The sequence below is a fragment of the Streptomyces javensis genome, from assembly GCF_039525925.1.
Taxonomy (GTDB): Bacteria; Actinomycetota; Actinomycetes; order Streptomycetales; family Streptomycetaceae; genus Streptomyces; species Streptomyces asiaticus.
Map to the genome: position 1 here is coordinate 16,397 of NZ_BAAAIF010000038.1, position 19,564 is coordinate 35,960.

Annotated in this window: 15 protein-coding genes; 4 read left to right on the forward strand and 11 right to left on the reverse strand. The window is 71.3% G+C overall.

Features of this window, described 5'->3' with window-relative positions:
• Nucleotides 1–22: 22 nt before the first annotated feature.
• Nucleotides 23–784 (reverse strand): NUDIX hydrolase, encoded by a 762-nt coding sequence (locus ABD329_RS28665; RefSeq protein ID WP_344317123.1) that lies wholly within the window; start codon nt 782–784, stop codon nt 23–25.
• 552 nt (nt 785–1,336) lie between these two features.
• Complete coding sequence (locus ABD329_RS28670) at nt 1,337–2,893, reverse strand: DUF4192 domain-containing protein (protein WP_198279213.1); 1,557 nt, start codon at nt 2,891–2,893, stop codon at nt 1,337–1,339.
• A gap of 110 nt (nt 2,894–3,003) precedes the next feature.
• Between ABD329_RS28670 and ABD329_RS28675 the strand changes: the two genes are divergently transcribed.
• Nucleotides 3,004–5,169: a RecQ family ATP-dependent DNA helicase gene (locus ABD329_RS28675; protein ID WP_198279212.1), complete on the forward strand. Its 2,166-nt coding sequence runs from the start codon at nt 3,004–3,006 to the stop codon at nt 5,167–5,169.
• 229 nt (nt 5,170–5,398) lie between these two features.
• Complete coding sequence (locus ABD329_RS28680) at nt 5,399–6,022, forward strand: hypothetical protein (protein ID WP_198279211.1); 624 nt, start codon at nt 5,399–5,401, stop codon at nt 6,020–6,022.
• A gap of 100 nt (nt 6,023–6,122) precedes the next feature.
• On the opposite strand, the gene ABD329_RS28685 is transcribed toward ABD329_RS28680, so the two are convergent.
• The 5 genes from ABD329_RS28685 to ABD329_RS28705 all read right to left on the reverse strand — a co-directional run bounded on the left by ABD329_RS28685 (nt 6,123) and on the right by ABD329_RS28705 (nt 10,964).
• On the reverse strand, nt 6,123–6,782 hold the full coding sequence (locus ABD329_RS28685; RefSeq protein WP_198279210.1) for a hypothetical protein: 660 nt from the start codon (nt 6,780–6,782) through the stop codon (nt 6,123–6,125).
• A gap of 68 nt (nt 6,783–6,850) precedes the next feature.
• On the reverse strand, nt 6,851–7,552 hold the full coding sequence (locus ABD329_RS28690) for a ribonuclease HII (protein ID WP_086879272.1): 702 nt from the start codon (nt 7,550–7,552) through the stop codon (nt 6,851–6,853).
• 191 nt (nt 7,553–7,743) lie between these two features.
• Entirely contained in the window at nt 7,744–8,637 is an 894-nt protein-coding gene (locus tag ABD329_RS28695) for an ADP-ribosylglycohydrolase family protein (RefSeq protein ID WP_198279209.1), read from the reverse strand.
• An 11-nt stretch (nt 8,638–8,648) separates the two neighbouring features.
• A complete protein-coding gene (locus tag ABD329_RS28700; RefSeq protein ID WP_198279208.1) occupies nt 8,649–9,308 on the reverse strand; it encodes a histidine phosphatase family protein in 660 nt (219 codons plus the stop codon).
• A gap of 9 nt (nt 9,309–9,317) precedes the next feature.
• On the reverse strand, nt 9,318–10,964 hold the full coding sequence (locus ABD329_RS28705) for an ABC-F family ATP-binding cassette domain-containing protein (RefSeq protein WP_198279207.1): 1,647 nt from the start codon (nt 10,962–10,964) through the stop codon (nt 9,318–9,320).
• A 114-nt stretch (nt 10,965–11,078) separates the two neighbouring features.
• Here ABD329_RS28705 and ABD329_RS28710 point away from each other — a divergent pair, with 114 nt between their 5' ends.
• Nucleotides 11,079–11,705 carry a TetR/AcrR family transcriptional regulator C-terminal ligand-binding domain-containing protein gene (locus tag ABD329_RS28710; protein WP_198279206.1) on the forward strand — a complete coding sequence of 209 codons (627 nt, stop codon included), beginning with the start codon at nt 11,079–11,081 and terminating at the stop codon, nt 11,703–11,705.
• Nucleotides 11,706–11,740: 35 nt separating this feature from the next.
• Here the strand turns inward: ABD329_RS28710 and ABD329_RS28715 are convergent, their stop codons facing one another.
• The 3 genes from ABD329_RS28715 to nrdR all read right to left on the reverse strand — a co-directional run bounded on the left by ABD329_RS28715 (nt 11,741) and on the right by nrdR (nt 16,022).
• Entirely contained in the window at nt 11,741–12,346 is a 606-nt protein-coding gene (locus ABD329_RS28715) for a YdbC family protein (RefSeq protein WP_201852655.1), read from the reverse strand.
• 171 nt (nt 12,347–12,517) lie between these two features.
• Entirely contained in the window at nt 12,518–15,385 is a 2,868-nt protein-coding gene (locus ABD329_RS28720; RefSeq protein ID WP_198279510.1) for a vitamin B12-dependent ribonucleotide reductase, read from the reverse strand.
• Nucleotides 15,386–15,503: 118 nt separating this feature from the next.
• The gene (nrdR, locus tag ABD329_RS28725; protein ID WP_198279509.1) at nt 15,504–16,022 is read right to left on the reverse strand and encodes a transcriptional regulator NrdR; all 519 of its coding nucleotides are present in this window, start codon (nt 16,020–16,022) and stop codon (nt 15,504–15,506) included.
• 451 nt (nt 16,023–16,473) lie between these two features.
• Here nrdR and lexA point away from each other — a divergent pair, with 451 nt between their 5' ends.
• Nucleotides 16,474–17,277 carry a transcriptional repressor LexA gene (gene lexA, locus ABD329_RS28730; RefSeq protein ID WP_037958216.1) on the forward strand — a complete coding sequence of 268 codons (804 nt, stop codon included), beginning with the start codon at nt 16,474–16,476 and terminating at the stop codon, nt 17,275–17,277.
• Nucleotides 17,278–17,421: 144 nt separating this feature from the next.
• Here the strand turns inward: lexA and ABD329_RS28735 are convergent, their stop codons facing one another.
• The gene (locus tag ABD329_RS28735; protein ID WP_198279508.1) at nt 17,422–19,422 is read right to left on the reverse strand and encodes an ATP-dependent DNA helicase; all 2,001 of its coding nucleotides are present in this window, start codon (nt 19,420–19,422) and stop codon (nt 17,422–17,424) included.
• Nucleotides 19,423–19,564: the final 142 nt, after the last annotated feature.

A 19,564-nucleotide genomic window follows, 5' to 3' on the forward strand; every position in this document is an offset into this window, starting at 1 on the left:
GGAGTCGTCGTGTCATGGCCCGTCACACCTCAGGACGAAGCATGGGCGGATTGAGCAGCGTCGCCCCTCCGGCCCGGAACAGCTGGGCGGGACGGCCGCCCTGACGGGTCGTCGTACCGCCGGTGGGCACCAGGAAGCCCGGGGTGCCGGTGACCTTGCGGTGGAAGTTCCGCGGGTCCAGGGCCACGCCCCACACCGCCTCGTACACCCGGCGCAGCTCACCGACCGTGAACTCCTGCGGGCAGAAGGCGGTGGCCAGCGAGGAGTACTCGATCTTGGAGCGGGCTCGCTCGACCCCGTCCGCGAGGATGCGGGCATGGTCGAAGGCGAGCGGGGCGGCCAGATCACCGTCACGCCCGAAGGCCCCCTCCTGGTCGAGCAGCGACTCGACCGGCGCCCATCGCACGCTGTGCGCGTCGCCCCCGGCCCGGGGCGCGGGCAGATCGGGCGCCAGCGCGAGATGCGCCACGCTGACCACGCGCATCCGGGGGTCCCGCTTCGGATCGCCGTACGTGGCGAGCTGCTCGAGGTGGGCCGCGTTCGGCGGGACCGGAAGCGTGGGGTCATGGGCGAGCAGCCCGGTTTCCTCGGCCAACTCCCTGGCAGCGGCGACGGCGAGATCCTCATCGGGCCGCACGAAACCGCCGGGCAGCGCCCACCGACCCTTGAAGGGCGGCTCCCCGCGGCGAACGGCCAGCGCACACAGCGAATGCCGCCGCACGGTGAGCACGACCAGATCAACGGTGACGGCGAATGCCGGAAAAGCCGACGGGTCGTAGGGCATGACGCGATCATAGTCGTCTGCCTGACGATAATCAGGCCCTTGAGCATGATCACCGATGTTCGTGAAATCGCTCTCTCAAGCGCTCGCCTGCACGATTCCCACACTCCTTTCCGATTCCCCCGGCCCGCCCCACGCGGGCGAACCACCACCACTAACCACCGTCCACCCCGGACCGCCACGCCTCGGCCCACCTCCCTCGCCGCCCCCTGTCCACCCCGGCCGCCCCGGGCCTCAGCACGCCTCCTGCCGCGACCGACCGCCCCTGGCCGCCGTGTCTCAGGCAACGAGCCCCCAGCGGATCGGCATCCGCGAGCTGGAGGACCCCGCGAGCCGTTCGCTGTCTGCCTCCGGCCACCTGGCCTCGGCCCACCCGCCGACCGCCGCCGCCAGCGGCTCAGCTGCCGAACTCGCCAGCGGATCAGGATCCCCGATGGGAGAGCCGCTCGCAGACCGTCCACTGTCCGCCCGCGACGGCCGCGCCCCGGCCAACCTGCCCGCCACGCCTGGCCTCGCCCCAGGGCCTCGCCCCAGGGCTTCGCCGACCCGTCCGGGTCAGCGGCGGCTGCGCGTGCCCCGGCCGCCGGTGCGGCGTCGGGTGCGTGGCCGCCCTTCCGGGCGGCGCCTGCCACCCGGGGCGCTCGTCCCTGCCGGACCGCTCCTGCCACCCGGGCCCGCCGTCCCGCTTCGCCGCTCCCGCGCCGACTGCCGCTCCGTCTGGCCTTCCGCCTCCCCCGAATCCTCCGACTCTCCCGAATCCTCCAACTCTCCCGATTCCCCCCACTCCTCCGCCTCTGCGACTTCACCGCAGTCGGCCGAAACGGCGGGCTCAGCCGACTCGACCGGTCCGGCCATTTCCATGGCCGTTTCGGCCGGGGCTCCGGCCACCCCCAGCCGCTCCGCGGCAGCCAAGTCGCCGAGTCGCTCCAGCTCCGCGTGCACCGCGGCGTGCACAGCACGGTCGGCGCGGTCGGCCGGGCCGGAGCGCTCGGAGTCCTCCCGACGCAGGCATTGACGCAGCAGCTTCGGATGGACCCCCTCATTGCACGCCTGGTGCAACAACCTCGCGAAGAGGTAGTCAGGATCGACCCGCAGGGCACGGCCGAGCGCCACCCGTGCCATGAGCTCATCCCCCGCCGACCAGGCGACCCACCCCGCCAGGGTGAGCGGCGCCGCCGCATGCTCCCCGTAGGAGCCGACACAGCGACGGGCCAGCGCGCGCCACAGCCGCAGCGCCGCGTCGGCGTCCGCGTCCTCCATCCATCCGGCCACCCGATCCCGGGTCCGCCGGTCCTGCAACCCGATGATCACCGCCGCCGCCTCCTGGTCGTCGAGCAGACCGTCATCGCGGAGATCGGCAGCGCAGGCGTCGGCCACCGGTGGCGCGGCCTGGAACGTGTCCAGCATCCGGCCCACCAGACCAAGGGTTTGCGCACGCACGGTCGCGGAGCCGGCGCCATCCAGAATCCTCGGCACAAGATCGGCTCCGGCCGCGTCCAGCGCCCGCTCCTGAACATCGGCCCGAGGCGCCCCGAGCGGGGCGAGCCTGGCCTCCATCTCCCGCAGCGAGCCGCGCACCTGGACCCCCGCGAACGTCGCCGCCGCGGCCATGACCGAGGTGCCGGGCAGGGCGAGTGGAACACCTTCCGGCGGACAGCAGCGCCGGTCGGGGCAGACATACGACCAGAACCGGCCGCCGGAGATGCACAGCGCCTCGAACACCGGCACCTCCAACCCGCCGCACGCGATGCGCAACCGCTGGGCGAGGGGCCGCAGCCGCTCCATAGCCTCCTGCGCGGACTCGCCCTCGGCCGGCTCCTGGCACAGGAACAGAACGACTCCGTCCGGCCGCACGCCACGCCGCTCACTGCCGCTGATCAGGCATTCGGCAAGCTGATCGCAGACCTCCGGCCACTCCTCCGGGCCCCGGGGAATGCCGAGCCTGAGCCTGCCGCCGAACCGGCCGCGGGCGCCGTGCAGCGCGATCATCACAATGCTGTCGTCCGGCTGGAAGCCCAGGACATAGGGCAGGGCATCGGCGAGCTCGGCCGGGCTGCGGAGGGTGACCTGATCTTCGCCGGGCAGACCGGCAGCTTCGTTGTGTCGAGTCATGACCCGACGGTCCCTCAGCCCCGCCGACCCCGCCACCCCTGTGGATAACGTTATCCACAGGCTGCCGGGGGCGTTGGCGCGATGTCGGCGGGATCGGGTTGCATGGGGGTATGAGCGACGAAAACCTGCGCCTCTCGGCCGACCGCGTCCTGGCCCGCCTCGTCGGGGACACCACCGGCTCCGCCCGGCTCCGGGAGGATCAATGGCGGGCGATCGAGGCGCTGGTCGCCGAGCGCCGCCGGGCGCTGGTCGTCCAGCGCACCGGCTGGGGCAAGTCGGCGGTGTATTTCGTCGCCACCGCGCTGCTGCGCGAGCGCGGCAGCGGTCCCACCGTGATCGTCTCCCCGCTGCTGGCGCTGATGCGCAACCAGGTCGAGGCCGCCGCGCGCGCCGGTATCCAGGCCCGCACGATCAATTCCGCGAACACCGAGGAGTGGGACACCATCCAGGCGGAGGTGGCCGCGGGCGAGGTGGATGTGCTGCTGGTGAGCCCCGAGCGGCTCAACAACCCCGATTTCCGCGACCAGGTGCTGCCCCGGCTCGCCGCCGCCACCGGCCTGTTGGTCGTCGACGAGGCACACTGCATCTCCGACTGGGGCCATGACTTCCGGCCCGACTACCGCAGGCTGCGCACCATGCTCGCCGATCTGCCCCAGGGCGTGCCCGTGCTCGCCACCACCGCGACCGCGAACGCGCGGGTCACCGCCGATGTGGCCGAGCAGCTGGGCACGGGCGAGGGAACCGGGCGGGCGCTGGTGCTGCGCGGCCCGCTGGACCGGGAGAGCCTGCGGCTGGGCGTGCTGCCGCTGCCGGACGCCGCGCATCGGCTCGCCTGGCTCGCCGACCACCTCGATGAGCTGCCGGGCTCCGGGATCATCTACACCCTCACCGTGGCCGCGGCCGAGGAGGTGACCGCGTTCCTGCGGCAGCGCGGCCACACCGTCGCCTCCTACACCGGCAAGACGGAGAACGCGGATCGCCAGCAGGCCGAGGAGGACCTGCTGGCCAACCGGGTCAAGGCGCTGGTGGCCACCTCCGCGCTGGGCATGGGCTTCGACAAGCCGGACCTCGGCTTCGTGGTCCATCTCGGTTCGCCGTCCTCCCCCATCGCCTACTACCAGCAGGTCGGGCGCGCCGGGCGCGGTGTGGAGCACGCCGAGGTGCTGCTCCTGCCCGGTCGCGAGGACGAGGCGATCTGGCGGTATTTCGCCTCGCTCGCCTTCCCGCCCGAGGAGCAGGTGCGCCGCACGCTCGACGTGCTCGCGGCGTCGGACCGGCCGGTGTCGCTGCCCGCGCTCGAGCCCCAGGTCGAGCTGCGGCGGTCGCGTCTGGAGATCATGCTCAAGGTGCTCGACGTGGACGGCGCGGTGCGGCGGGTGCGCGGCGGCTGGACCGCCACCGGGCAGCCCTGGGCGTATGACGCGGAGCGGTATGCGTGGGTGGCGCGCCAGCGGGAGACCGAGCAGCAGGCCATGCGGGAGTACGCCACGACGGCCGACTGCCGGATGGAGTTCCTGCGGAGGCAGTTGGACGACGAGAAGGCGGCGCCCTGCGGCCGCTGTGACAACTGTGCGGGGGCGCGGTTCACCACCGAGGTGTCGGCCGCCTCGCTGGACGCGGCGCGCGGTGAGCTGGGGCGGCCCGGTGTCGAGGTGGAGCCGCGCCGTATGTGGCCGACCGGGCTGCCCGCGGTAGGCGTCGATCTCAAGGGCCGCATTCCAGCGGGTGAGCAGGCCGCTCCGGGCCGGGCCCTGGGCCGTCTGTCCGACATCGGCTGGGGAAACCGGCTGCGGCCGCTGCTGGCCCCGCAGAGCCCGGACGCCCCCGTGCCCGACGATGTGGCCGGTGCGGTGGTGACGGTGCTCGCCGACTGGGCCAAGGGCCCTGGCGGCTGGGCCTCGGGTGCGCCGGACGCCCCGGACCGCCCGGTGGGCGTGGTCACCCTCGCCTCCCGCACCCGCCCACAGTTGATCCAGTCACTTGGCGAACGGATCGCCACGGTCGGCCGGCTGCCGCTGCTCGGGAGCATCGCGTACCACGACGGCGAGATCGACACCCGGGTGCCGCGCACCAACAGCGCCCAGCGGCTGCGGGCGCTGCACGGCGCGCTGACCGTGCCGCCCCCGCTGGCGGCGGCCCTTGCCGAGGCGGGTGGACCGGTGCTGCTGGTGGACGACCTGGCGGACACCGGCTGGACCTTGGCCGTCGCCTCCCGGCTGCTCCGCCGGGCCGGGGCGGCCGGGGTGTTTCCGCTGGTCCTGGCCGTGCAGGGGTAGGGAAGGCCGGGGCCGCGGCGGAGCGCGAACCGGCCAGGAATATAGAACGCACATCCAGGTAAAACGGTCAGTGGTGCCGACTGCGCATTGCCGCACGCGGGCGCTACCGCGAGAATTGTCAGCAGCTCCCCCGCCCCCGGTCCGGCCGTGGTACCGACGGGGCTGTGTCGTGGCCCGCGCCCGTGCCCGACCCTTCGCACGGACCGTGGGCGCAGACGAAGGGAGGACCGTGACCTTCGGCTTCGTTCCGCCACCGTCCGCCGATTCCGCTTCCCGAGCGGGCCGGATACTCCAGCCCGCCGAGTGGGCGGCAGCGGGAATCCCGTTGCTGCGCAATCCGCGCGAGGTGGTCACCGGACTGCACATCCGCCATCTGCCGACGCCCTCGACCGCCGTCGTCGCGGTTCTCGATCCGGAGGAACGGCTCACGGCGAGCGCCTCGTTCGTCCGCCGCAGCGCCGCGGCCGTCGACGGCTGGGACTTCCGGAACGCGCTGCTGGCGCGGTTGCGCCGGGTGATCCCACACGATCTGCGGCGCCGCACACCGATCCGCACCGCCGTGCTGCTCTACTGCCGCGAGGGCGAGAGCCGGTGGACGGAGGAGGACGGCGCCTGGATGTGGGGGCTGCGCGACGCCTGCACCCTGCACGGCCTGCGCTGCGGTGCCTACATCACGCTGACCCACGACGGATGGCGGGTCCTCGGCGAGGGGCGGGGCGGCCGTCGGCCGCACTCCACTTCGCTGCCGACCGAGCTGGGCGTGGCCGTCGAGGGCGACGGCGACGCCAAGGCGCTACCGCGGCCCCACCTCGGAGGGCGGCGCAAGGCGCTGAGCCACTCCGCCGCCGTCTGACCGGTCACGGGCCGCGCGACCACCGGCCGTCCGGGCGCCGGACAGCTCCGCCACATGGGGCAGAGACTGCCGGACACCGGGCGTTCGGGGACGTGCGGCCTCAGGCGCCCGGACCGATGAGGGTGTTGATGCGCTTCGGATCGCCGCAGACGATCAGCAGCGTCCCGGCACGGCCCATCGCCTCGGGCAGCGCGCGGGCCACGGCGTCGTTGGCACCGCCGTTGACGGCGACGACCACGACCGGACGGCCCTTGAGGCGGTCGGCATCCGCGCCGGCGTAGAAGACATCGTCTCCGGCGTCATGCTGCGCCCAATAGGACGCCTCACCGAAGGACAACTCATGTGCCGCCCACGGATGCTGCTCCCCGGTGGTCAGCACCAGGATGTCACCAGGAGCTCGGCCGGAATCCAGCAACAGGTCGACCGCCTCGTCCGCCGCGTCCAGGGCGCCGTCCACCGTGGCGGGGATCAGCTGGATCTGGGGCGTGGCCTTTGTGGCGGTGGGTGCGGCCTTGGCAGCCGAAGCCGCCGGGGCGGTCGGCACGGGCTTCGTCGCATCGCTCGTGGTGCGCTGCGACTGGGCCGACGAGGTTCCGGCGGAGCCACGGTTGGGACCGGGGCTTCCGGGCCGCCGCGGTGCGGGCCGGGGGCCGGGACCAGGGACAGGACGAGGGGTCGGCGCGGTACGGCCTGCGGCCGGTGTCGCGCGGGGACCCGGGACACTCTCGTGAATCTGAGGCTCCTCGGGGATGAGAGGCATGGGCTGATGTCTATCAAACGTCGGTGCGAGTCGCATCGGCGGGTGGCGGTTTTGACCGCTTGGTCTGCTCAGAAGTCGAAGCCGAGTTGGCCTTCGTCCTCCAGCCCGACCGGTTCGGATGTGCTGCGGAACCGCTTCAGGTGCCGCCAGCGGGGCAGCCCGTCCATATAGGCCCAGGACAGCCGGTGGTGGGGCGTGGGCCCCAGTTCCCGCAGGGCGGCGCGGTGCGTGGGGGACGGATATCCGGCGTTGTCCCCGAAGCAGAAGTCCGTGTGCTCGGCTCCCAGTTCGGCCATCATCGCATCCCGGCGGACCTTGGCGATCACCGAGGCAGCGGCGACGGACACACAGGACTGATCGCCCTTGATGACCGTACGAACCGTCCAGGGACCGCCGAGGTAGTCGTACTTCCCGTCCAGGATGACCGCGTCCGGCCGGACCGGCAGCGCGTCCAGCGCACGCGTGGCGGCGAGCCGGAGGGCGGCCGTCATCCCCAGGTCGTCGATCTCCTCGGGAGAGGAGTGACCCAGGGCGTGTGCGGTGACCCACGAGTCCAACTCCAGGGCCAGGGCCGTGCGCTTCTTGGGACTCAGCAGCTTGGAGTCGGTGAGCCCGGTCGGCGGACGGCGCAGACCGGTGACCGCCGCGCAGACCGTCACCGGACCGGCCCATGCCCCGCGCCCGACTTCGTCGATACCGACGACGATCTTGGCTCCCGTCGTGGCTCGGAGCGAGCGCTCGACACTGTGGGTGGGCGGTTCATAGGCCATGGCGAGGACAACCTTACGCCGCTCTTACCTGCGTTCGGAACCCGGATCCCCAGCAGTGATCACCGGCCGCCCCCGGCGGTCGCGACCCCGGTGGATCCAGTGGCCGTTTCCGCCCAACACGACGCGGCGCGCGGCTGGTTCGACGGGTGGGGCAAACCGGACGGCGCACCGCATCACGCCCACGCCAAAGGTCAGTCGGCGCCCCCTGGAACCCACTCCGGCAGCGCCTCGGTGCGGTCCAGCCAGTCGGCTGGTGGCGCACCGGCGGCCTCGGACGCGACCACTCCCCCGACGATGGCACAGGTGGTGTCCACATCTCCGCCGGCCGAGGCCGTCCTCCAGAACGCCTCCTCGAAGGAGCCCAGGTGGCGGGCGGCCGCCCACAGGGCGAACGGCACGGTGTCATGGGCGCTGGTGCGGCGGCCACAGCCGAGCACCGCGGCGACGGTCCCGGCGTCCGCGTAATCGAGCATGTCGCGGGCGCGGCGCAGCCCCGCCTGAACGGCGCTGCGCGGCACCACCTCGACCACCCGGTCCAGCAGTTCCCCGGGCCCGCCGTGGCCCGCCGGATCGGCCACCAGCGCCGCGGCCGCGGCCACCGCCATGGCGCCCGCCACCGCCTCGCGGTGCTGATGCGTGGTGTACGCCGAGATCTCCGCCTGATGCGTGGCCTGCTCCACATCGCCCGCGTACCAGGCGCCCAGCGGGGCGATCCGCATGGCGGCGCCGTTGCCCCACGAGCCCTGCCCCTGGAACAGCCCGGCGGCCAGGTCGCGCCAGTCGCCGCCCTCCCTGATCAGGCGGAGCATCCGGTTCACGGCGGGGCCGTAGCCCCGGTCGAAATCATGGTGGTCGGCGAAGGACCGGGCGAGATCGTCCTGGTCGATCCGGCCGTGGGTCACCAGGGCGGCCAGGATCGAGCAGGCCATCTCGGTGTCGTCGGTCCACTGCCAGGGGGTGGGCGGCAGCTCGCGGCGCTTGAGGTAGGGATAGTTGGCGGGGACGAAGAACTGGGAGCCGAGGGCGTCGCCCACGGCCAGCCCGCGCAGGCTCCGCAGAGCCCGGTGGAAACGGTCAGCGGTCATCGCTGCGCACTCTAACCGGTGTGGCCGTATGGCTTGGGGGTGCACCAGCGCTCAAAGGGCCGGTCGAGGTGGTAACGCCCGTCGGAGCCGAGCAGCAGGGTCCGCATCTCACCGTTGCCGGGGTTCGACAGCGACTCGAATTCGGCGACGTTCCAGTGCAGCCACCGCATGCAGAACAGCCTCATGGTCAGCCCATGGGTCACCAGCAGGACGTTCGGCGGATGGGCCGGGTCCTCGAAGCTGCGCCACAGGCTGTCCAGGAAGGCGTCCACCCGGTCATAGACGTCGGCGCCCGACTCACCCTGTGCGAACCGGTAGAAGAAGTGCCCGTAGGCGTCGCGGTACGCCATCTGTTTCCGCACGTCCTCGCGGTCCTGCCAGTTCCCCCAGTCCTGCTCCCGCAGCCGCGGTTCCTCCCTGACCCGGGTGCGGGAGGGGTCGAGATCGAGCAGCTTCAGGGTCTGGTGGGTGCGGCGGTACGGCGACACATAGATCGACACGCGCTCGTCGCCGAAGGTGGCGCGCAGTCGCCCACCCGCCGCCTCCGCCTGTCGGCGCCCGGTATCGGTCAGTCTCAGAGCATGGTCGGGCACCCTTTCGTACACCGAGTCATCGACGTTCCCCTCCGATTCTCCGTGCCGTAGGAGGACGATGCGCCGGGGTCGTGCCATGGCGCCACCCTAGATCGAGGCCGTGGTCGACGCCTCGCTCCCCTCCTCGGCCATGGGCCGGCCTCCTCGTATCTCGCAGTGACGCCCGGTGAAGCGGCCGCGCAACAGCCGGTCGTGCGAGACCACCACCAGCGCCCCGGCCCACTGGGCCAGCGCCTCCTCCAGCTCCTCCACCAGACCGAGGGCGAGATGATTCGTCGGCTCGTCGAGCAGCAGCAGATCGGCGGGGCGGGCCAGCAGCCGGGCGAGCGCCAGCCGGCGGCGCTGACCCGCGGAGAGCGACCCCACCGGGACGTGGAGGGCGTCCGGGCGGAAGAGCCCGTACGACAGCAGCAGGTCGGTCTGCTCCTCCGGCGTCCCCGGCAACCCCCGGCCGAAGGCCGACAGCAGCCGCTCCCGGGGCCGGGCAATCGGTATCTCCTGGGCGAGATAGCCGATCCTGCCCCGCCGGGCCACCCGGCCCGCCTCCGGTTTCTCCACCCCGGCCATGACCCGCAGCAGCGTGGATTTGCCCGCGCCATTGGCGCCGTGGACGAGCAGCCTGTCTCCGGCCGCCACCGTGAGCCGGTCGATCGCCAGCCGCTCCCCCACGCGGACGTCGTGAAGGTCGACGAGCGGACCGTCAGCCGAGCCAGCGGCGGGGAGCGCCGAGAACCGCAGCGGCTCCGGCGGGCGCGACACCGGCTCCTCCTGGAGTCTGCGCAGCCTCTCCCGTGCGTTCCGCACCCTGCTGGACACCGAGGACTGCACACGTCCCCGGTCCCGGTCGTAGGCCATCTTGTTGCCGTCCTTCATGCCGCGCCCCGGGGCGACCCGCCGGGCGACGGTGGTGGCGGCCTCGGCGAGCGCGGCCGTCTCCGCACACCACTCCTCGTACGCCTGCTCCCAGCGGCGGCGTGCGGCGATCTGCTCGGCGACGAATCCGCCGTACCCCCCGCCGTACCGCACCAGGGTGCGCCGGTCGGCGTCCACCTCGACGATCGCGGTCGCCACCCGCTCCAGGAAGACCCGGTCATGGGAGACCGCGACGACAGTGCCCGGATGTGCCCGGAGCGCCTCCTCCAGCCAGCCGAGCGCCGCCCCGTCGAGGTGGTTCGTGGGCTCGTCCAGCAGCATCACCTCAGGGGCGGCCGCGATCAGGCAGGCGAGCCCGAGCCGGGCCTGCTCACCGCCCGACAGACTGCCGAGCCGCCGCTCGTACCCGATGCCGCCGAGCCCCAGGCCGTGCAGGGCCTTCTCCACCCGGGCATCCGCCTCATAGCCACCGCGGGCCTCGAACGCGGTGAGCAGATCGCCGTAAGCGGTGAGCACATCGGGGGCACCGCCGCCGAGATCCGCCTCCAACTCGCGCAGCCCGCGCTCCATGGCGCGCACCTCGGCGAGGGCGGTGTCCACCGCGTCGCGCACCGTGTGGTCCGGCGGCAGCTCGGGCGTCTGGCCGAGGTGGCCGACGCCGCCGTCTGCCACCGTCACCACGGCGCCGTCGTCCGGTGACTCGCGCCCTGCCAGCAGCCGCAGCAGGGTGGACTTACCGGCCCCGTTCTCCCCCACGACGCCGATCCGCTCCCCGGGCCGCACCGCGAAGGACACGTCGTCGAGCAGCAGCCGGTCACCCCGGGACAGCGTGACGCCTCGCAGCGAGATCTGAGTGGGCAAGAGCGCACCTCCGAGCACGCGAGCGGCCATCCGGACCGCACACTCCAAACACAACTGAAGTTGCGTTACCCTCAGCATGACACGGCGAACCCACTAACACAACTGGAGTTGCACTTGTCCACACAGAGCGCCGCCCCCACGCCGGGTACCGTCCGGCCCGGCGGGCGCACCGCACGCACCCGCTCGGCGGTGCGCGACGCCGTGCTCACCGGCCTCGCCGAGCACGGCTATCCGGGACTGACCGTGGAGTACGTCGCCGAGCGTTCCGGCATCCACAAGACGACCGTCTACCGGCGGTGGGGCAGCGTCGAGGGGCTCGTGGCGGACGCGCTGGACCTGGCGGGAGAGGACGCCTGGACACCACCCGACACCGGAAGTCTGGAGGGCGATCTGCGCGCCCTCGCCCGCGAGGTGACCGAGACCTTCGGCAGCGTGTCGGCCGCCGCCGCGCCGACCGCCTTCATCGCGGCCGCCTTCCAGTCCGAGCGCGCGGCCCAGGCGCTGCGCGACTTCTACACCGCGCGCTTCGCGCGCTGCGAAACCGTGGTGCGGAGGGCCGTCGACCGCGGTGAGGCCCCCTCCGGCAGCGACGCGGCGGCAGTCGTGCGCGCCGTCTCCGCGCCCTTGTTCTTCCGCGCGCTCATCACCCGCGAGCCCATCGACACCCCGCTCGCCGACCAGACGGCGGCCGCCGTCGCCGCCGCGGTCCGGGCCGGGGCCTACCTCCCCGCCCGCCCCTGATCAGGACCGCTCCATGACCGGCAGAGGGCTCCGCCTCACACCGTCCAGGCGGACTCCACCCGTACGACATCGCCGGCGATCGCCGCCACATCCGCTTCGGTCTGCGCGCGCAGGCCCAGCCGCTCGATCCGCTCCACGCGGTACTTCCCGTGCTCGGCCGCCGAGTCCCACATCGACAACACCAGGAACTCGTTCCCCGGCGCCTCCCCGAACACCCCGCGCAGCATCCCGGGCGATCCGGCCATGGCCGGATTCCACACCTTCTCCTGCACCAGCGTGAAGTGATCCACCCGGTCGGGGCGCACCCGGCAGTGCGCGACGCGCACCACGTCCGCGTCCGAGAACCGCGGCTCGAAGCCGACCTTCACATCGAATCGGTGCTCGAACAGCCGGACTTGCATATCCCGGTACGTGCCCGACTGCGAGGCCGCCAGCCGGTCGTGCGAGCGCGCCATGAAGGAGTCGTAGAACGCCCGGCTCTCCCAGAACGAGAAGACATGCGCCACATTCGGCCGCCCCCGGCTCCAGCCACCGCCCTGCCCCCGGAATCCCGGTTCGCCGGGCAACCCCGCCCACTTCCGCTGCCCCCGCTCGAAACCCGGGCGGTCCACCACGGTGCAGCGAATCCACTTGACCAGCACCGCGCCATCCTACGGCCGCACGGTGGCCCCCATCACATACCGGAGAGTCCGCCCCCGGTTCGCCATCGCGCCGTACGGGACCGGGGGACGACGACGGCGGGGCGCGGACCCTAAGGTCCGCGCCCCGCCTGGGATGTCATGCCCTCGGATGTCATCCGTAAGGGCTCACGATCAGCTGCAACCGCTGGTCGAACCACAGCCCTCGCACAGGTAGCAGCTGCCCGCACGGCGCATCTTGGTGCCGCAGGAGAAGCAGAGCGGCGCGTCCGCGTTCAACCCCAGCTGGATCTCGACCAGTTCGGTCGAGCTGTGGGCCTCCTTCGCGGACTCGGACCCGCTCCGCGACTGCGGCGAGGACCCACTGCTCTTCGGGGCGGCCACATGGCGCGGCGCCGACTGGGCCAGGCCCTCGACGTCCACCTCGTCGTCGGCGGCCTCGTAGGACCCCGTCTCCAGGTGGCGCTGGCGCTCCTCAGCGGAGTGGATACCGAGCGCCGAGCGGGTCTCGAAGGGCAGGAAGTCCAGCGCCAGCCGGCGGAAGATGTAGTCGACGATCGACTGCGCCATCCGCACGTCCGGGTCGTCCGTCATACCGGCCGGCTCGAAGCGCATGTTGGTGAACTTCGAGACGTAGGTCTCCAGCGGCACGCCGTACTGCAAACCGACCGACACGGCGATCGAGAAGGCGTCCATCATGCCCGCCAGGGTCGAGCCCTGCTTGGACATCTTCAGGAAGACCTCACCGAGACCGTCGTCCGGGTAGGAGTTGGCGGTCATGTAGCCCTCGGCGCCGCCCACCGTGAACGAGGTGGTGATGCCGGGACGGCCCTTGGGGAGGCGCCTGCGGACCGGGCGGTACTCGACGACCTTCTCGACCTCGGGCTCGGCCTGCTCCTTCTCCTCCTTCTTCTTGGCGGAGAGCGGCTGGCCGACCTTGCAGTTGTCGCGGTAGATCGCCAGGGCCTTGATGCCGAGCTTCCAGCCCTCGAAGTAGATCTCCTCGATCTCCTCGACGGTGGCCGACTCCGGCATGTTGACCGTCTTGGAGATCGCGCCGGACAGGAACGGCTGGGCGGCCGCCATCATCCGCACATGGCCCATCGGCGAGATGGAGCGCTCGCCCATCGCGCAGTCGAAGACCTCGTAGTGCGCGGGCTTCAGCCCCGGCGCGTCGATCACATTGCCGTGTTCGGCGATGTGGGCGACGATCGCCTCGACCTGCTCGTCCTGGTAGCCGAGCCGCTTGAGCGCCTTGGGGACCGTGTTGTTCACGATCTGCATGGAGCCGCCGCCGACCAGCTTCTTGAACTTGACCAGGGCCAGGTCCGGCTCGACGCCCGTGGTGTCGCAGTCCATCATCAGGCCGATGGTGCCGGTCGGCGCGAGCACCGACGCCTGGGCGTTACGGTAGCCGCTCTTCTCGCCGAGGCGCAGCACGTCCTGCCAGGCCTCGGTGGCCGCGGCCCAGACCGGGGTGTCCAGGTCGTCCATGCGCTTGGCAGCGGCGTTGGCGTCCGAGTGCTGCCTCATGACGCGCTTGTGGGCGTCCGCGTTCCGGGCGTAGCCGTCGTACGTGCCGACCACGGCGGCGAGCTCCGCGGAGCGCTTGTACGAGGTGCCGGTCATCAGGGACGTGATCGCTCCGGCCAGGGCCCGGCCGCCGTCGCTGTCGTAGGCGTGACCGGTGGCCATCAGCAGGGCGCCCAGGTTGGCGTAGCCGATGCCCAGCTGGCGGAAGGCGCGGGTGGTCTCGCCGATCTTCTCGGTCGGGAAGTCCGCGAAGCAGATGGAGATGTCCATCGCCGTGATGACCAGCTCGACGACCTTGGCGAAGCGCTCGGCGTCGAAGCGCTGGTTGCCCGCGTCGTCGTCCTGGAGGAACTTCATCAGGTTGAGCGAGGCGAGGTTGCACGAGGAGTTGTCCAGGTGCATGTACTCGCTGCACGGGTTGGAGGCGGTGATCCGGCCCGACTCCGGCGAGGTGTGCCAGTGGTTGATGGTGTCGTCGTACTGGATGCCCGGGTCGGCGCAGGCCCAGGCGGCCTCGGCCATCTTGCGGAAGAGCGCCTTGGCGTCGATCTCCTCGATGGGCTCACCGGTCAGCCGGCTGCGCAGCCCGAACGAGGAGCCGGACTCCACCGCCTTCATGAACGTGTCGTTCACGCGGACGGAGTTGTTGGCGTTCTGGTACTGGACGGACGTGATGTCGTCGCCGCCCAGGTCCATGTCGAAGCCCGCGTCGCGCAGGGCGCGGATCTTCTCCTCCTCCTTGACCTTGGTCTCGATGAACGCCTCGACGTCCGGGTGATCGACGTCGAGCACGACCATCTTGGCCGCCCGGCGGGTGGCGCCGCCCGACTTGATCGTTCCGGCGGAGGCGTCGGCACCGCGCATGAAGGAGACGGGACCGGAGGCGTTGCCGCCCGAGGAAAGGAGCTCCTTGGAGGAACGGATGCGGGAGAGGTTCAGACCGGCACCGGAGCCGCCCTTGAAGATCATCCCCTCTTCCTTGTACCAGCCCAGGATCGACTCCATGGAGTCGTCCACGGAGAGGATGAAGCAGGCGCTGACCTGCTGCGGCTGCTTGGTGCCCACGTTGAACCAGACTGGCGAGTTGAAGCTGAAGACCTGGTGCAGCAGCGCGTAGGTGAGCTCGTGGTCGAAGATCTCGGCGTCCGCGGGCGAGGCGAAGTAGCCATTGTCCTCACCGGCCTTGCGGTAGGTGCGCACCACGCGGTCGATGAGCTGCTTCAGGCTCGCCTCGCGGTCCGGGGAGCCCACCGCGCCACGGAAGTACTTGCTTGTGACGATGTTGACCGCGTTCACCGACCAGAAGTCGGGGAACTCCACGCCGCGCTGCTCGAAGTTGATCGAACCGTCGCGCCAGTTGGTCATGACGACGTCACGGCGCTCCCAGACCACCTCGTCGTACGGATGCACGCCGGGGGTGGTGTGAATGCGCTCGATGCGCAGACCCTTGTTCGCCTTGCTGCCCTTGGAGCGGGAGCCTCGTGCCGGGCCGCTCGTCGTCTCTGTCATTCCGCCTCCCTGTACGGGCGAAAACGCCCTGATGTGCCCATTTCTTCCCCGGGCACGGTGTGTCTGTTCTTTCACCCGGACACGGCTAGCGCCCCCGGGCGGGTATGTGGGTCGCCGGTCAGTCGGCGACGGCCGGCGCGGGGGCCTCCGCGGCCCCTTCGGCGCCGGGCCCGCGGTCGTGCGCGGGAGGCCGTTGCTGGTCACGCAGCTCCGCCACGGCGGCCTCGAAGTCCTCAAGGGAGTCGAAGGCGCGGTAGACGGAGGCGAAGCGGAGGTAGGCGACGAGGTCGAGCTTCTGGAGCGGGCCGAGTATGGCGAGCCCGACGTCATGGGTGGACAGCTCGGCGCTGCCGGTGGCCCGGACCGCCTCCTCCACCTGCTGACCGAGCTTGGCGAGGGCGTCTTCGGTGACCGGACGGCCCTGACACGCCTTGCGAACCCCCGAGATGACCTTGTCGCGACTGAAGGGCTCGGTGACCCCGCTCCGCTTGATCACCATGAGTGACGCGGTCTCCACGGTCGTGAAGCGACGCGAGCAGTCGGGGCACTGGCGGCGCCTGCGGATCGAGCAGCCGTCATCCGTGGTACGGCTGTCGACCACGCGGCTGTCGGGGTGCCTACAGAAGGGGCAGTGCATGACTCCGATCCCTCCCTCACCCTCAAAAACGGCGCATGACTGAACATGCCTGAACATGCCTGATGAGCCCCGTCCGGGCCGAAAGGCCCTCCGGGGCGGCCACAAGCATAGGCCAAAACTCTGTCGGCGGATCCACCAGGGACCACAACCTATGGGTGCCTTGCATCCATCAAACCACTAGATCTGGTGTCCGGCTCTCAACCGAGCCGGATGGCGTGTCACGGGTCGGGAGCAGCCACGAGACTACGCGAACCACGTGCGTCCCGGATTCACAGGGGTCGGGATGCAAGACTGGGGCCGCCGCACGGCGACCGGACCAAACGGCGTATACACCCAACCCTGTGATCACGTCAGTCCATCTGCGAAATTTCACTCGAACGTGTGTTTGGCGCAACCTTTCGAAAGCAACTACCGTTGTCCAACTAGGGAGAACATCTCGAGAGGGGCCGTCGTGACCACCACCGCAGAGAGCGCCACCGTTACCGCCCAGGAGCGCTCCCAGAGCCGACTCGAACAGACACACGCGATGAACCAGACCCACCCGATGAACGACGACGCCACGACCCCGGAGGGGCAGAAGCCCGCGCGCTCGCTACCAGGGCGACCTCCAGGCATCCGGGCGGACAGCTCGGGGCTGACCGACCGGCAGCGGCGCGTCATCGAGGTCATCCGCGACTCTGTGCAGCGGCGTGGCTACCCGCCGTCCATGCGGGAGATCGGTCAGGCGGTGGGCCTCTCCAGCACCTCCTCCGTCGCCCATCAGCTGATGGCCCTGGAGCGGAAGGGCTTTCTGCGGCGCGACCCGCATCGGCCCCGGGCCTACGAGGTCCGCGGTTCCGACCAGCCCAGCACCCAGCCCCCGGACACCACCGGCAAGCCCGCCGCCTCCTATGTGCCCCTGGTCGGCCGGATCGCGGCCGGTGGCCCGATCCTCGCCGAGGAGTCGGTCGAGGATGTCTTCCCACTCCCCCGGCAGCTGGTCGGCGACGGTGAGCTCTTCGTGCTGAAGGTGGTCGGCGACTCCATGATCGAGGCCGCCATCTGCGACGGCGACTGGGTGACGGTGCGCCGCCAGCCCGTCGCGGAGAACGGCGACATCGTCGCCGCGATGCTCGACGGTGAGGCCACGGTGAAGCGTTTCAAGCGCGAGGACGGCCATGTGTGGCTGCTTCCGCACAACGCCGCCTACCAGCCGATCCCCGGCGACGAGGCCACCATTCTGGGCAAGGTGGTCGCGGTGCTGCGGCGCGTCTGAGCGCGCCGGATCGAGGTGCGCCCTTAGCGTGCCCTACGACCGGGCCCCGGGACCACTGCGCCGGTTCCGGGGCCCTGCTGTGTCTCACGACTGTCGAGGCCCACGACCGTCGAGGCCCTGTCGTACGAGACGACCACGCCTCCGCTAGGCCTCCTGGGCCTTGGCCGCCGCGTCGATGGCGGCCAGCGAGCGGCGCACCTGGTTGCGGTCGGTGGTGTACCAGAATTCCGGCATGGACTTGCGGAGGAACGAGCCGTAGCGGGCCCGCTCGACTCGCGGATCCAGGACAGCGACGATGCCCCGATCACCCGAAGCCCGCACCAGCCGGCCGGCGCCCTGGGCCATCAGCAGCGCGGCATGGGTCGCGGCGACGGCCATGAATCCATTGCCCCCGGCCTCCTCCACCGCCTTCTGGCGGGCGCTCATCAGAGGGTCGTCGGGACGGGGGAAGGGCACCCGGTCCATCACCACCAACTGACAGCTGGGCCCCGGCACATCCACGCCCTGCCAGAGGGACAGCGTGCCGAACAGGCAGGTCCTGGCGTCGGCGGAGAAGGAACGGATCAGCTCGCCCAGCGTCTCCTCGCCCTGGAGGAGAATGGGCATGTCCAGACGCCCACGCAGGTCCTCCGCGGCCGCCTGTGCGGCGCGCATGGACGAGAACAGCCCGAGCGTACGACCACCCGCGGCCTCGACCAGCTCGGCGAGCTCATCGAGCATATCGGCGCGGCTGCCCTCGCGGCCGGGCTGGGCGAGATGCTTGGCGACGTAGAGAATCCCCTGCTTGGAGTAGTCGAAGGGCGAGCCGACGTCGAGACCCTGCCAGCGCGGCGCGGTCTCCTCGCCGCCCTCCGGATCCTGCGGGCTCTCGGGCGCGAGACCGAGTGAGGCCGCCACCCCGTTGAAGTCCCCGCCCAGCTTGAGCGTGGCGGAGGTGAGGACGACGGACCGGTCCTCGAACAGCTTCTCCCGCAGCAGCCCGGACACCGAGAGCGGGGCGACACGCAGCGAGGCACCGAAGCGGTCGTGCCGCTCGTACCAGACCACGTCGTACTCGGAGGCTTCGACGATCCGCTCGGCCACCTGGTGGATGTTCTCCACGGCGCCCAGCGCCTGCTTGCGGACCGCGTCCTCGTCCTTGACCGAGGCGTCCCGGGTGGCGCCGAGCGCCGAGATCACCGTGCGGGCCGCGTCGCGCAGCGCCATCAGCACATAGCAGAGGTCTTCGGGGATCTTCTCGAGGCGGCCGGGCAGGGCGAGCTCCATCAGCCGCTCGAAGCCCTCGGAGGCGGTCTGGAGGGCGTCCGCCGCCTGTTCGTTGACCAGCTTCGCGGCACGCCGCACGGCGCGGTTGACCTGGCCCGGGGTGAGCTCTCCGCTGGCCACGCCGGTGACCCGGGAGACCAGCTCATGGGCCTCGTCGACGATCAGCACCTCATGGCTGGGCAGCACGGGGGCGCCCTCGATCGCGTCGATGGCGAGCAGCGCGTGATTGGTGACGACGACATCGGCGAGCTTGGCCCGCTCACGGGCGGCCTCGGCGAAGCACTCCGCACCATAGGCGCACTTGGAGGCGCCGAGGCACTCCCGGGAGGTGACCGACACCTGGGACCAGGCGCGGTCCGAGACACCGGGGGTCAGATCGTCCCGGTCGCCCGTCTCGGTATCGTCCGACCAGTCGCGCAACCGCAGCAGGTCCTTGCCGAGCTTGCTGGTGGGCGCGGCGGCCTCGAACGGGTCGAAGAGCCCGGCCTCATCCGCGTCCTCCTGCGGGACGCCCTCGTGGAGCCGGTGCAGGCACAGGTAGTTGGAACGGCCCTTGAGCATGGCGAACTCGGGGCGGCGGCGCAGCAGCGGATGCAGCGCCTCCACGGTGCGGGGGAGGTCGCGCTCGACGAGCTGCCGCTGTAGGGCGAGGGTCGCCGTGGCGACGACGACGCGCTCGCCGTGGGCGAGGGCGGGCACCAGGTAGCCCAGGGACTTCCCGGTGCCGGTGCCGGCCTGGACCAGCAGGTGGGAGCTGTCGTCGATCGCCTCCGCCACGGCTTGGGCCATGGCGGTCTGGCCAGGGCGCTCGGTGCCGCCGACCGCGGTTACGGCAGCGTGCAGCAGATCTTCGAGTGGAGGCGAGGACGATTCAGTCATAGGGCTGCCAGCCTAAGGGGCGGCACCGACATCACTCCTGTCGGTGTGGTCGGTGACGGACGGTTTCGGCCGGGGCGGGGTTCGGTTGGACCTTCACCCCGTGGCACGGGCGGATCCGCGCCGCGTGGGAACCGGACCCGGG